Below are 12,647 nucleotides of genomic sequence, written 5' to 3'. Positions count from 1 at the left end.
CACAACCCCGCGTTATTGGGGGCGCCAGCCGATTGCTGAAGATCAGAGATAGGCGTGATCAATCTTGAAGCCCACCACGTTGGACTGGCTGGCATCGAGATAGAGCTTGACTTCAATCTCGGCACCACCGTCGAGGCCGCGACCGAGGTTGGCTGTCGCCGGCGCAAATTCCGCAGGAGTGAAGACCTTGCGCGCGACCATCTCGCCACTCAAGCCATCGAGGGTCAGAATCAGGTGGGGAAACGCCACTGCCTGCTGGCCGCTGTTGCGCAATGTTGCGGTGAACACCAGCAAACCCTTGTGGGCGGGATCTGCCGCGAGATCAGCACCGACGAAGCCCAGTGCGTCGGTGCGCCGTGGTGGTTCCAGTCGGCAACCGATGTGCTCGCAGGCGACCGCCAGCGTTGGCGCAAATGCCGGGACGCGACTCGCCAGCTCGTCACGAAAGAAATAAGCCCCCTGCGCTGAGAGCGCCACGATAGCGAGCACCGACAGCAGTCCATAGGCCAGGCGCGAGCCTCGGGTTGCCTTTTGCGGCGCTGGTCGCCAGCGATAGTGATCCGTCTCACCGGTGCTGGTTACTGTCGCTGTGCCGGCGGGATTTTCGTCAAACGCCGTTGCCGGAGTTGACGGCGCACCCGCGGCGTCCATGTTCCTGACCTGCACCTCTTGCTTGCCGGTATCGGTCGTCGGAGACGGACTCGGCGCGATGCGCAGCGGGTTCTTGCTGGAAACCGTCGTTGTCGGCGCTGCTGGGGCGGCCGTGCGGGCCGCTGACGGCGCGGGCGCCGCCGGAGCTCCCGCTGCCGTCGTTGACGGTGCAGGCGCGGGTTGCTCCACCGCAGGCATGGCCTGAATGATGGTGCGCGGTGGGTCGCCCGTCTCGTCATCATGTGTGGTGATGGGTGGCAGGGTGCCTTCAATCAGGTGTTCGACGGCATCGAAAATGCCGCGACAGGCACCACAGCGAACCAGCCCGGCGTGCGGCTTGACCTGCTCCGCGCGCACGCGGAACTTGGCGCCGCAATGGGGGCACCGCGTCACTGCTGAAACCTGGGTGATGGCCGTCATGCTGCAATCGTAGCGTAGGCACCCTCGGGTGATGGCCGCGCGCAGGTGCGTGGCTGCGGGCTCAGGGCGCTCGAGTTCCGCTCATGCACACCCAGCCGTCGCGCTCGGCGATCACCGTCATCGCGATCCATGGCGCGTAGGCGTCGGTGATCCGGTCGATCTGCGGCGGCAGGATTCCGGCGAGCGCCAGTTGCCCACCCGCCTTGACGTGAGCGCAAATGGCCGGCGCCAGCACCGTCAACGGGCCGGCGAGAATGTTGGCGACCACAATGTCGAACTGGCGATTGATCTCGGCGTCCGACACGGCGTAGCTGGCGGTCAACCTGTTTGCTGCCGTGTTCAGCCGTGCCGTCTCCACGGCCTGCGGATCAATATCGACACCGATCACCTCAGCTGCGCCCAGCGCCGAAGCAGCCATCGCCAGAATGCCTGAGCCGCAGCCGTAGTCCAGCACCGTGCGTCCGGCGAGCGGCAGATCGCTGAGCCACTGCAGGCAAAGCCGGGTGGTGGGATGGGTGCCGGTCCCGAACGCGAGGCCGGGATCGACACGCAGGTTGATGGCGGCCGGATCGGGCAGCTCGCACCAGGTCGGCACAATCCAGAGCTTTGACGTGATCTGGATCGGCTCAAACTGCGCCTGCGTCGCCCGCACCCAGTCAGTCTCCGGCACCACGCGGAATTCATGCGGACCGAGCACAACAGCGTCACCGTTGACATCGTCGCGCAACGTCTGCCACAGCGCCTCGATATCCTCGGTCGCTACATCGCCATCGAAGAGCGCCGCGATGCGGCTATCGGCCCACCGCTGGGAAAGCGGCATACCTGGCTCGCCGAAGATGGGCTGCTCGGCATCGCTTTCAGCGTGCAGGTCGGCAACATCCACTGCCAGTGCGCCGGCCTCAAGTAGCGCGTCCGCAATCGCGTCCGCTGCGTCACCCTTGACCGGCCCCGAAATTTCGATCCAAGTCATCGCCATACTTCGCGTCCTAGCGCCATGAGGCGCGTCGTCATAGGCGCCGGCGGCGCCGTCGTCTTAGCCGCGAAGCGGCGACGTCCTGCGCGCAAGCGCAAACTACTTCCGCCGCTCGGCCAGCTTCGCCATCCGCTGCTCGAGGTAATGAATCGAGAAGCCGCCCTTGACGAACTGGGCATCGTCCATCAGTTCACGGTGCAACGGAATGTTGGTCTTGATGCCTTCGACGATCATCTCGGAGAGCGCGATGCGCATGCGGGCGATGGCCTGCTCACGCGTGGCGCCGTAGGCAAGCAGTTTGCCCACCATCGAGTCATAGTTCGGCGGCACGAAGTAGCCGTTGTAGGCATGCGAATCGACGCGGATGCCAGGCCCGCCCGGCGCGTGCCAGCTGGTGATGCGCCCCGGCGAAGGCACGAAACTGTTCGGGTCTTCCGCGTTGATGCGGCATTCGATCGCGTGGCCTTTTTTGATGATGTCTTTCTGACGAAGTGTCATCTTCTGATTGGCAGCGATCTTGATCTGCTCCTGTACGATGTCCACCCCGGTGATCAGCTCAGTGACCGGATGCTCAACCTGCACGCGAGTGTTCATCTCGATAAAGTAGAACTCGCCGTCTTCGTACAGGAACTCGAAGGTACCGGCGCCGCGATAGCCGATCTTCTTGCAGGCCTCGGCGCAACGCTCGCCAATCTTGGCGATCAGACGCTCCGGGATGCCCGGCGCCGGGCCTTCTTCGATGATTTTCTGGTGACGGCGCTGCATCGAGCAGTCGCGCTCGCCGAGATAAACGGCGTTCTTGTGCTGATCGGCCAGGATCTGGATCTCGATGTGGCGCGGGTTCTCCAGGAATTTTTCCATGTAGACCGTGCCGTTGCCGAACGCCGCCAGCGCTTCACCCTTGGTGAGGGTGACGGCGTTGATCAGCGCCGCCTCGGTCTGCACCACGCGCATGCCGCGGCCACCGCCGCCGCCCGAGGCCTTGATGATGACCGGATAGCCGATGGTGCGGGCGATTTTGATGATCTCGCGCGGGTCGTCCGGCAGCGCGCCGTCAACACCCGGCACCACCGGAACGCCGGCCTTTTTCATCGCCGCCTTGGCCGATACCTTGTCGCCCATCAGGCGAATGGTCTCGGCGCGTGGCCCGATGAATACGAAGCCAGACTTCTCGACCTTTTCCGAGAAATCCGCGTTTTCTGACAGAAAGCCATAGCCGGGGTGGATCGCCTGCGCGTCGGTCACCTCGGCTGCGGCGATGATCGCCGGGACATTGAGGTAGCTCTGTGCCGACGGCGCCGGGCCGATGCAAACCGATTCGTCGGCCAGCTTGACGTACTTGGCATCGGCATCCGCTTCGGAATGCACCACCACCGTCTTGATGCCCATCTCGCGGCAGGCACGCTGGATGCGCAGCGCGATCTCGCCGCGGTTGGCGATCAGGACCTTGTCGAACATCTGTGATTCCGGCTTCTTGGCCGAGGCAAGGGAGAGCGCCATCGTGATCTTGATCTATTCGATGATGAACAAGGCCTGGCCGTATTCGACGGCCTGACCGGATTCGACCAGCGCGGCCTTGACGACGCCGGACTTGTCAGCCTCGATCTCGTTCATGAGCTTCATGGCCTCGATAATGCAAAGCGTGTCACCCGCAGTGACTGTGCTGCCCACTTCGACAAACGGCTTGGCGCCCGGCGAGGGTGCGCGGTAGAAAGTGCCGACCATTGGCGACTTGACCTGGTGGCCCACCGGCTCGGCCGGTGCCGCCGGTGCAGCGGCTGCGGGTGCGGCGGCCGCCGCAGCAACCGCCGGCGCAGCCGCCACGGCCGGCGCAGGCATGGCGCCCATCATCGGCGCGGCGTAATGCATCATCGGCGGGACAGTGTTGGCGACGGTGCGGGTAATTCGCACCTTTTCCTCACCCTCGGTCACCTCCAGTTCGGCAATGCCGGACTCCTGAACGAGTTCGATAAGTGTCTTCAGTTTGCGCAGGTCCATGCGACGGGTCTCCTCTGCTGGAAGATTGCGGTTGCCGCGGGTGGCGCCGCAGCCGTTGTACTACTGGCGTGTACTACGTGGTTGATGGGGTGTTTGCCGGAGCCGGGTGGGCGTTTGGGCAAATTGACGGCAGCGCCGCGGTCAGCGGTTGCCGTATTCCGTAATCAGGAAGTCGAGCGCGAGGTCATAGCCACGCACGCCCATTCCTACGATGATGCCGCGCGCAATGGCGCTCAGATAAGAGTGATGGCGAAATTCCTCCCGCGCATGCACATTGGTGATGTGGACTTCGATGAACGGCAGCGAAGCGCCGGCAAAGGCGTCGCGCAGGGCCACACTGGTGTGGGTGAAGGCGCCCGCGTTAATGATGCAGGCGCGGGTGCCGTCGGTACGGCTGGCGTGGATGCGGTCAAGCAGCACGCCTTCGTGATTGCTTTGCAGGCAATCGAGCTCAAAACCGGCCTTTTCGGCGCGCTTGACCAGATGCGACTCGAGTTGGGCGAGAGTCGTCGATCCGTACTTCTCGGGTTCCCGGGTGCCAAGCAGGTTCAGGTTCGGCCCGTGCAGCAGGAGCAGGCGAGGCGCCGTCTCCTTGTCCGATTTGCGTGACTTGTCGGCCTTTGCAGCGGCCGATTTAGCGTCTTTCGCCATCAAGAATGACTCGCATCGATCAAAAAAATCAAGGCGAGTTGAATTGAGATAGGCGATAGTTTGCCTGAAATCCGGATTTGTTGCCAGATAGCGACAGAATTTTCCGGGCAATTTGATCGGGGGATGCCGCCCAGCGAGCCCGCGAGGCGCGGCCAGCGATCGAGTCAATCGCCATATGGCTTTGCCACGAGAATGGCTTACAAGCTGGGCTTATAGCCTAAAATTCCATAAAGTCAACTCTTCGCTCTTTTTAGCGTTCAGCCCTTATTGGATGCGGGCTACGGCGAAAAGCTGACCATCCCGTGCCGGCCCATTCCTGCCTCAAATCGGCAGCCAGTCTGGAGCTGAAATTAGCCGATCATCGACGCAATTTCGCTGTACTTGAGGCGACCTACACGACGAAGCAACACTTCTCCGGCTGGCGAAACAGCCAACGAGAACGGCAATACGCTCTGCGGGTTACCCATCGCCTTCAGTTCGTCCAGCCACGCCACGTCAGCCAGCAGAACTGGATAGTTGACGCCGATTTCCTTGACGAATCGCTGCACGGGTTCGCGACGATCAACGGCGATGCCAACCAATTGCAGGCCTTTAGCCCCAAAGTCCTTCTGAGCCTTCACGAATTCAGGCATTTCTTCACGGCACGGCCCACACCAAGTCGCCCAGAAGTTGATCACCAGCGTTTTGCCCTGCCAGGTGGACATCGGCGTCGGTTTGCCACCGTCCAGTCCCTCGAAGCTGGCGCCCAGCAGCTTGGCCTCCTCGCCCTTCACCACGCCGCGCGTCAGCCACCAGTGCCCACCCAGCACGCCCACGGCGCAGGCCGAAACACCGGCCGCGCCAAGCAACAGGGCCCGGCGTCCGCCGCTCATCGCTTCACTCATCGCTCACTCTCACTGACTCACGCGCTTGCGAAACTGCTGCTTGAAACTGGTACTCCCGCCTTCCACCGCCGCTACTTCCTTGCCGTCAGCGGCGGGCCGGAACGTCCGCGTGGTCGGCGGGTAGCAAACCCCGGCCTCCTCCGAGCAGCCCTGAAAGACGAGTTTCAGCTCGCCTGCTGCGGCGGCGGGCGAGGCCGCAACCAGTTGTAACGGCTGGTCGTAAATCTCCACCCGGCCAAAATTCGGGTCCTGCTTCATCTTGCCCTTCGGCAGCGAGAGGTTGACAAGCGCGCGGCCGCCGGCCGACAGCTCGAAGCGGTCACGATAAAGATAGTGCCCCGGCATCACGTCAACGCGCAGCACATACTTGCCGCGTTCCAGCGCCGCCGTGATCGGAAATGCTTCATCTACCGGCAACGGTGCAGGCAATGTTGCGGGAGACGCCGAGCCCACCGGCGCCGACGCGGTGCGTGGTGCCGACGACTGGGCGCTGACGGCGAGCGAAAGCAGTCCGCAAACCGCAACAGCCACCCATGCATTGCGCCAGCCAGCCGTCGCTGGCGCACTTTTTTTGATGGCTGCTGTCATACTATGCACCACGTATTGCGTTGATTTCGGTGGCACGGACCTGCCGGCGCCGGAACCCGTTGGGAGTCATTCATGCCACTGGTAATGCTTGGAATTTTAGTTGCGCTGCCGATGCTCGACATCTACGCCACCCTTCGATTGGCCGAAGCGCTGAACGTTCCGGGCTGGGCTCTGTTTGTTCCAGGCGTCATATTCGGTGTGACCATCTTCAAGCGGGAAACGCGAAATCTGCGCAGCCGTTTCGCTGCCGCAATGCAAAGCATGACGCTGCGCCCCATCGTATTTGACAGCGGCCGCCGACTGCTCGCCGCCCTGCTACTGCTGGCGCCCGGCTTTCTCAGCGACGTTTTCGCGCTGTTTCTGCTGTTGATCCCGAGTCGCGCCGTCGCCCAACCTGCCACCGTCACCGCCAGCGGACCGCGGACGATGGATGGGGAGTTCCGGCGGGTGGAGTAGCGCGCTCAGTCGTTTTTGCGCACCTGATCCACGCTGCGGTCGATTGCTTCAGAACCTGCGGTGGAGGTTGAATTTCTCGAGGTTGCCCGATTCAATGCTGTCTCGAATTTCCGCTGCGGCCGTGTCGAGCACGTCCGGTGCGAGGCCGTCCCGACCAAGTGCCTGGCGGAGCCGCGCGGACAAAGTCGCCCCATTACAGGCTCCGTAGTCCATACAGACTGACCGCGCCGCGAACCCATCGGCGCTGCAGTCGACCGCGATGTCACACAGTGCCAGCTGCAGGGCAAGTCGCCCACCGTCCATGTGCAGCGCCGAAAGCTCCCAACCGTCAATTCCCCGACCGCCCCAGTCGACTTCGACGTTTGATGTGAAGCGCGCCCAAGTTTGAAGCGCCGGCAAGTCGCCCTCGCGAATGGCGCGTTCGATAGCCTCACGGTATATAGCGTTGGTCTTGCGGCGATCATCGTCAGACTCGGGACGCACGGTTGGTTGTCGCGCATTGAGCAAGTCCGCCAGAGGCGACCCACCTGCCTTGACCGACTTGAGTAGCGCTTCGCGCCACGCCCCCACGCCGGGTCCCGCGCACTCTGATTGGGCCGCTTCCATGAGCGAAAAGCGGTACGCAGCCTGCTCGGGCGACAGGGCCACAGGACGCGCCACCTCATCTGGTGACAGCGACGCCTGATACGCCGCCTCGTCCAACTGTTCTCCACGTGCGCGAGCCGCCGCCGCTTCCCGGTAGTACCATGAAACCGCAGCGAGTACCTTGTCAGGCCAGCGCATCGGTATTGGATAGATGCTTTCGGCCCCGGAGGCGGTTGGTCGTGCCATGTACGTCGACATGCAATACAGGCTCCACTGCAACGCTTCAGCGGCGGCTGCCGGGCTTCCGGCGATTGCTGCATCCCATTGCAGGTCCCGCACGCTAAGGTGACGCGCGCGTGTTGTGAACGGCAGTTTCTGCTCCGGCCACATGCGCACAGACGGGGTCGAAACCGATGCAATCCCGCTGTTCAGCACGCGCGAAGGCAAGCCATCCCGTGGCGGCACGCGGCTGGGCGCCGGCGCTTCTGCCGCCGCGTGAGTTTGAGTCGGCGTCGCGTCGTTTGGGTGGCCAAAGGCGAACCACAGCGCGGCGAGTACCACCATCCCGACAAGAACGACCGCCAAACGGCGCTTCATGCTCGCTACCTGCGGACGCGCACTACTTCACCCGCCGCACCAGCAACCAGACCCCAATCGCCATCAGCGGCACGCAAAGCCACTGCCCCATCGTCAACCCGAGCGACAGGAAACCCAGGAAGCTGTCCGGCTCGCGGAAGAACTCGGTGGTGAAACGCAGTGCGCCGTAGCCAAGCGCGAACATGCCGGCGACGCGACCGTCCGGGCGGGATTTGCGCGAGAACAGCCAGACCAGCACGAACAGCACCACGCCTTCTGCAAAGAACTGGTACAGCTGCGACGGGTGGCGCGGGATCTGATCTACATGCGGGAACACCATCGCCCACGGCAGTGACGGGTCGGCCGCGCGGCCCGGCAGCTCGGCGTTGATGAAATTGCCCATGCGCCCCGCGCCCAGGCCCGGTGGCACCAGCGGCGCGATGAAATCCATCACCCGCCAGAAAGGCCGCTCGGTGCGCCGTCCGTAAAGCCACATGGCAAAAAGTACGCCGAGCAGGCCGCCATGAAAGCTCATGCCACCCTGCCACACGGCAAAAATTTCCAGCGGATTGGCAAGGTAGTAGCCTGGTTTGTAGAACAGGCAATAGCCGATGCGCCCGCCGAGCACCACACCAAGAATGCCGTAGAGCAGCAGATCGTCGAGATCGGCAGGCTTCCAGCCCTTGAGGATCTGCTGCCGCGCCCGATAGCGACCGAGCAGCAGAAACATGGCGAACGCGGCAAGATACATCAGCCCGTACCAGCGCACAGCCAGCGGGCCGATTTGAACAGCGATCGGGTCGATTTCGGGGTGAATCAGCATTTGCTTCGCAGGACGAAAAGACGAATGACGAATGACGAAGTCCAGCCGCGAAACGGCCGTTCGTCACTGGACGGACTGCGAGTGTAAGGCGGACAGGGTGGGGTGAGAGAATAGCCAGCAGCAAGCGGGCGTTGCCGCGCTTCTGTTTCGTCATCCGTCCTTCGTCATTCGTCCTCCAAAGAACATGTCCTACAACCGCCGCAGCAAACTCATCACCGCGGGTGTCGCCCGTTCCCCCAACCGCGCCATGCTTCGCGCCGTCGGCTTCGGCGACGGCGATTTTGAGAAGCCCATTGTCGGCGTCGCCAATGGCCACAGCACGTTAAACCCCTGCAACGCCGGCATCCAGCCGCTGGCTGATCGTGCGGTTGAGGCAATCAAGGCCGCCGGCGGCATGCCACAGATGTACGGCGTCATCACCGTCACCGACGGCATCAGCATGGGCACCGAGGGGATGAAGTATTCGCTGGTGTCGCGCGAGGTGATCGCCGATGCCATTGAGACTGCCACGCAAAGCCAGATGATGGACGGTGTGCTGGTGATCGGCGCCTGTGACAAGAACATGCCCGGCGGCATGATTGCGATGTGCCGCATGAACATTCCGGCGATTTACTGCTACGGCGGCACCATCAAGCCGGGGCACTGGAAAGGCCAGCCGCTGACCATCGTGTCGCCGTTCGAAGCGGTAGGCAAGATGGCGGCAGGCACCATCAGCCAGGAAGATTTCGACGGCATCGAAAAGCACGCCTGCCCGACCAACGGCGCCTGTGGCGGCATGTACACCGCAAACACCATGTCGTCCTCGTTCGAAGCGCTCGGCATGAGCCTGCTCGGTTCATCGTCGATGGCCAACCCCGACCCGGAAAAGGCCGACAGCGTGGCCGAATCGAGCCGGGTTCTGGTCGAAGCGATCAAGAAGGATTTGAAGCCGCTCGACATCATCAACAAGAAGTCGATTGAGAACGCCGTCGCGTTGATCATGGCGACCGGTGGCTCCACCAATGCCGTGCTGCACTACCTGGCCATCACCCACGCCGCAGGCATCGACTGGACCATCGACGACTTCGAGCGCATGCGCAAGAAGGTGCCGGTGCTGTGCGACTTGAAGCCCTCGGGCCAGTACGTCATGACCGATCTGCACGCAGTCGGCGGCGTGCCGCAAGTGCTGAAGCTGTTGCTCAACAAGGGCTTGCTGCACGGCGACTGCATGACGATCACCGGCCGCACAATGGCCGAAGAGCTGGCCAACGTACCTGACCTGCCGCGCAAGGATCAGGACGTCATTCGCCAGCCGGACAATCCGCTCTACGCCCAGGGCCATCTCGCCATCCTCAAAGGCAATCTGGCGCCCGAGGGCTGCGTGGCCAAGATCACCGGCCTCAAAAACCCGGTGCTGACCGGCCCGGCCCGCGTGTTCAACAGTGAGCCGGAGTGCATGGACGCCATCATGGCGAACAGGATCAACCACGGTGATGTGCTGGTGTTGCGCTACGAGGGGCCGAAGGGCGGCCCCGGCATGCGCGAAATGCTGGCCCCGACCAGCGCCATCATCGGCAAGGGCATGGGCGAAACCGTCGCGCTGATCACCGACGGCCGCTTTTCGGGTGGCACCTGGGGCATGGTGGTCGGCCACATCGCACCGGAGGCACAGGTGGGCGGATTGCTGGCGCTGGTGGAAGAAGGCGACTCGATCACAGTGGATGCGCACCAGCTACTGATCCAGCTCAACGTGGACGAAGCGACCATCGCCGCGCGCCGTGCCAAGTGGACGGCACCGCCGCCCCGCTACACCAGGGGCGTGATGTCCAAGTTTGCGCTGCTGGCTTCGAGCGCGAGCAAAGGTGCCGTGACCGATCTGTAGCCACAAGGTAGCCCGGATGCTTGCGTCCGGGTTCCGGCGCACGCACCCGGCTGCGAGCAGCCAGGCTACAGTTTTCGAGGTTCTGCTTCCCGGCCCGTCGTCCCGCCACGTCAACAATTGTCTGGCCGAGGCGTTGTTGTTTGCCATGAACCTTCGTCATTTCCCCCTTCTGACGCTCGTGCTGCCGATGGCTGCGGCTTGCCTGCCGGTGCACGCGATTGATTCCATTCCGCTCGACCAGCTTCAGCCCGGCCTGTGGAAGGTGGAACGCAAGATCGAGAAGCTTGACCTCAACCCGGTTGAGTACGAAACGCGCAACACCGAATATTGCGCCAGCCCGCGCAAGGAAATCTCGCGGGTACTTTCGATCACCAATCTGCTGTGCAAGACTGAGGACAGCAAGGTGGGCGACAACCGCTACAAAGTTCACGCCACCTGCCGTTTGCCCGGCATTCGCGGCGAAAACACCACAGTGATCACTATCGTAAGCCCGACCGAATACACCGCCGAAGTCGACACCATCGGCACCAAGTTCGGCGAGAAACAGCACCGCAAGGAAGTGATTCGCGCGGTGCGTGCCGGAGACTGCCAGAGTTGATCGGGATTGCTGGTGCGACTGCGCGTCAGTGGCACTACCGCGCACTACAGACATCCGGCGAGACTACACTCGTCCGCATGAAAGCCACCAAAATCGTTGCCACGCTCGGGCCTGCGAGCGATACCGTTGACATCATTGCCGCGATGATCGAGGCCGGGGCCGATGTGTTCCGCCTCAATTTCTCGCACGGCACGCCGGAAGACCATTCGGGTCGGGCGCAGCGTGTGCGCGAGGCCGCAGCGCGCTGCGGACGCGAGGTCGGCATCATGGGTGACCTGCAGGGGCCGAAGATCCGCGTCGGCAAGTTCGACGGCGGCCGTGCTCATCTCGAGGTGGGCCAGCCCTTCATTCTCGATGCCGCGCTCGACAACAAATCACCGCTGTCCAACAGTGAGCGTGCCAGCCTCGACTACAAGCAATTACCGCAGGACGTCAGGGCTGGCGACACGCTGCTGCTGGCCGACGGCCTGATCCAGCTCACGGTGACGAAGGTAGAGGGTGATGCCGTGCATACCGTGGTCATCCACGGTGGCGAACTCTCCAACAACAAGGGCATCAACAAGCTCGGCGGCGGCCTAACGGCCCCGGCACTGACGGCCAAGGATCTAGCCGACATCAAGACTGCGGTAGATATTGACGTTGACTACCTCGCCGTATCGTTCCCGAAGAGCGCCGCCGACATGCAGACCGCGCGCACGGTGCTGGCGGCCGCTGGCGGCAAGGCAAAGCTGATCGCCAAGATCGAACGTGCCGAGGCAATCGTGCCGCAAACGCTCGACGAAATCATCGAGGTCAGCGACGGCATCATGGTGGCCCGCGGCGACCTCGCAGTCGAGGTCGGCAACGCCGCCGTGCCGGCGCTGCAGAAGCGCATGATCGTGCGCGCCCGTGACAAGAACAAGCTGGTGATCACCGCAACCCAGATGATGGAGAGCATGATCACCGCGCCGGTGCCCACCCGCGCCGAGGTCAGCGACGTCGCCAACGCGGTGCTCGATGGCACCGACGCCGTGATGCTGTCGGCCGAATCAGCTGCTGGCAAATACCCGGTGGAAACCGTGAAGGCGATGGCCGCCATCGCGCTCGCGGCCGAACGTTCGCAGGTGTACGAGCTGGACCGAGACTTCATCAACCAGCAGTTCGTTCGCGTCGATCAGGCCATTGCGATGGCATCGTTGTTCACCGCCTTTCACCTGAATGCAAAGGCGATCGCTGCGCTTTCACAGTCGGGTTCCACGGCGCTCTGGATGAGCCGCCACGACAGCGGCGTGCCGATCTACGCGCTGACACCGGAAATTGCCGCAGCCCGCCGCGCGGCACTGTACCGCGGCGTGCGCCCCGTCGTGGTGCCGTTCGACGCCGACCGTGATCGCGCCCTGCAGGCCGCTGAAGACGCGCTGAAATCGCGCGCTGCGGTCGCCGACGGCGATCTGATCGTGTTGAGCTGCGGCGAGCCAATGGGCAAAAGCGGCGGCACCAACGCACTGAAGGTCGTGCGTGTTGGCGAACACCGGAGCTAGCAGCTTTCTCCTGAACTGCCGTCGGCATTGGGCTCAGGCCCGTAAAAGGCGAGAAGTCGACTT

The 12,647-nt window shown here is 63.1% G+C and carries 13 protein-coding genes; 4 read left to right on the top strand and 9 right to left on the bottom strand.

The window, feature by feature from the left end; all coding sequences use genetic code 11:
• Window positions 1-42: 42 nt before the first annotated feature.
• From FKL89_RS04005 to FKL89_RS03975, 7 genes are all read right to left on the bottom strand, one after another.
• Window positions 43-1,071 (bottom strand): DUF3426 domain-containing protein, encoded by a 1,029-nt coding sequence (locus tag FKL89_RS04005; RefSeq protein ID WP_156861542.1) that lies wholly within the window; start codon window positions 1,069-1,071, stop codon window positions 43-45.
• A 61-nt stretch (window positions 1,072-1,132) separates the two neighbouring features.
• On the bottom strand, window positions 1,133-2,047 hold the full coding sequence (gene prmA / locus FKL89_RS04000; protein WP_337786223.1) for a 50S ribosomal protein L11 methyltransferase: 915 nt from the start codon (window positions 2,045-2,047) through the stop codon (window positions 1,133-1,135).
• Between the two features lie 96 nt (window positions 2,048-2,143).
• Window positions 2,144-3,502, bottom strand: coding sequence for an acetyl-CoA carboxylase biotin carboxylase subunit (gene accC / locus FKL89_RS03995; protein WP_156864533.1), 1,359 nt, complete (start codon window positions 3,500-3,502; stop codon window positions 2,144-2,146).
• A gap of 54 nt (window positions 3,503-3,556) precedes the next feature.
• Window positions 3,557-4,042: an acetyl-CoA carboxylase biotin carboxyl carrier protein gene (gene accB / locus FKL89_RS03990; protein WP_156861540.1), complete on the bottom strand. Its 486-nt coding sequence runs from the start codon at window positions 4,040-4,042 to the stop codon at window positions 3,557-3,559.
• Window positions 4,043-4,183: 141 nt separating this feature from the next.
• Window positions 4,184-4,693, bottom strand: a complete 510-nt coding sequence (aroQ, locus tag FKL89_RS03985; RefSeq protein WP_156861539.1) for a type II 3-dehydroquinate dehydratase — start codon at window positions 4,691-4,693, stop codon at window positions 4,184-4,186.
• Between the two features lie 350 nt (window positions 4,694-5,043).
• Window positions 5,044-5,565 (bottom strand): TlpA family protein disulfide reductase, encoded by a 522-nt coding sequence (locus FKL89_RS03980; RefSeq protein ID WP_162527388.1) that lies wholly within the window; start codon window positions 5,563-5,565, stop codon window positions 5,044-5,046.
• A 21-nt stretch (window positions 5,566-5,586) separates the two neighbouring features.
• A complete protein-coding gene (locus FKL89_RS03975) occupies window positions 5,587-6,165 on the bottom strand; it encodes a protein-disulfide reductase DsbD N-terminal domain-containing protein (RefSeq protein WP_156861537.1) in 579 nt (192 codons plus the stop codon).
• A gap of 84 nt (window positions 6,166-6,249) precedes the next feature.
• Here FKL89_RS03975 and FKL89_RS03970 point away from each other — a divergent pair, with 84 nt between their 5' ends.
• The gene (locus FKL89_RS03970) at window positions 6,250-6,621 is read left to right on the top strand and encodes an FxsA family protein (protein WP_162527387.1); all 372 of its coding nucleotides are present in this window, start codon (window positions 6,250-6,252) and stop codon (window positions 6,619-6,621) included.
• 48 nt (window positions 6,622-6,669) lie between these two features.
• Here the strand turns inward: FKL89_RS03970 and FKL89_RS03965 are convergent, their stop codons facing one another.
• Together FKL89_RS03965 and lgt are read right to left on the bottom strand one after the other, a co-directional pair.
• Window positions 6,670-7,803, bottom strand: coding sequence for a hypothetical protein (locus FKL89_RS03965; protein ID WP_156861535.1), 1,134 nt, complete (start codon window positions 7,801-7,803; stop codon window positions 6,670-6,672).
• Between the two features lie 22 nt (window positions 7,804-7,825).
• Window positions 7,826-8,605, bottom strand: a complete 780-nt coding sequence (gene lgt / locus FKL89_RS03960) for a prolipoprotein diacylglyceryl transferase (RefSeq protein ID WP_156861534.1) — start codon at window positions 8,603-8,605, stop codon at window positions 7,826-7,828.
• Window positions 8,606-8,789: 184 nt separating this feature from the next.
• On the opposite strand from lgt, the gene ilvD reads away from it, so the two are divergent.
• The 3 genes from ilvD to pyk all read left to right on the top strand — a co-directional run bounded on the left by ilvD (window position 8,790) and on the right by pyk (window position 12,584).
• Window positions 8,790-10,466 carry a dihydroxy-acid dehydratase gene (gene ilvD, locus FKL89_RS03955; protein ID WP_156861533.1) on the top strand — a complete coding sequence of 559 codons (1,677 nt, stop codon included), beginning with the start codon at window positions 8,790-8,792 and terminating at the stop codon, window positions 10,464-10,466.
• Between the two features lie 145 nt (window positions 10,467-10,611).
• Window positions 10,612-11,064, top strand: coding sequence for a DUF3617 domain-containing protein (locus FKL89_RS03950; protein ID WP_162527386.1), 453 nt, complete (start codon window positions 10,612-10,614; stop codon window positions 11,062-11,064).
• Between the two features lie 77 nt (window positions 11,065-11,141).
• A complete protein-coding gene (gene pyk / locus FKL89_RS03945) occupies window positions 11,142-12,584 on the top strand; it encodes a pyruvate kinase (RefSeq protein WP_156861530.1) in 1,443 nt (480 codons plus the stop codon).
• The last annotated feature ends 63 nt before the right edge of the window (window positions 12,585-12,647 follow it).

It is taken from the genome of Casimicrobium huifangae, assembly GCF_009746125.1.
Taxonomy (GTDB): domain Bacteria; phylum Pseudomonadota; class Gammaproteobacteria; order Burkholderiales; family Casimicrobiaceae; genus Casimicrobium; species Casimicrobium huifangae.
This window is presented reverse-complemented; position numbering and strand designations above follow the sequence as displayed.

What these genes read in the sequence shown, in the direction of transcription:
- FKL89_RS03965 (WP_156861535.1), bottom strand. Translation starts at nt 7,803, where the DNA reads ATGAAGCGCCGTTTGGCGGTCGTTCTTGTCGGGATGGTGGTACTCGCC.
- FKL89_RS03970 (WP_162527387.1), top strand. Translation starts at nt 6,250, where the DNA reads ATGCTTGGAATTTTAGTTGCGCTGCCGATGCTCGACATCTACGCCACC.
- lgt (WP_156861534.1), bottom strand. Translation starts at nt 8,605, where the DNA reads ATGCTGATTCACCCCGAAATCGACCCGATCGCTGTTCAAATCGGCCCG.
- FKL89_RS04005 (WP_156861542.1), bottom strand. Translation starts at nt 1,071, where the DNA reads ATGACGGCCATCACCCAGGTTTCAGCAGTGACGCGGTGCCCCCATTGC.
- accB (WP_156861540.1), bottom strand. Translation starts at nt 4,042, where the DNA reads ATGGACCTGCGCAAACTGAAGACACTTATCGAACTCGTTCAGGAGTCC.
- ilvD (WP_156861533.1), top strand. Translation starts at nt 8,790, where the DNA reads ATGTCCTACAACCGCCGCAGCAAACTCATCACCGCGGGTGTCGCCCGT.
- accC (WP_156864533.1), bottom strand. Translation starts at nt 3,502, where the DNA reads ATGTTCGACAAGGTCCTGATCGCCAACCGCGGCGAGATCGCGCTGCGC.
- prmA (WP_337786223.1), bottom strand. Translation starts at nt 2,047, where the DNA reads ATGGCGATGACTTGGATCGAAATTTCGGGGCCGGTCAAGGGTGACGCA.
- pyk (WP_156861530.1), top strand. Translation starts at nt 11,142, where the DNA reads ATGAAAGCCACCAAAATCGTTGCCACGCTCGGGCCTGCGAGCGATACC.
- FKL89_RS03950 (WP_162527386.1), top strand. Translation starts at nt 10,612, where the DNA reads ATGAACCTTCGTCATTTCCCCCTTCTGACGCTCGTGCTGCCGATGGCT.
- FKL89_RS03980 (WP_162527388.1), bottom strand. Translation starts at nt 5,565, where the DNA reads ATGAGCGGCGGACGCCGGGCCCTGTTGCTTGGCGCGGCCGGTGTTTCG.
- FKL89_RS03975 (WP_156861537.1), bottom strand. Translation starts at nt 6,165, where the DNA reads ATGACAGCAGCCATCAAAAAAAGTGCGCCAGCGACGGCTGGCTGGCGC.
- aroQ (WP_156861539.1), bottom strand. Translation starts at nt 4,693, where the DNA reads ATGGCGAAAGACGCTAAATCGGCCGCTGCAAAGGCCGACAAGTCACGC.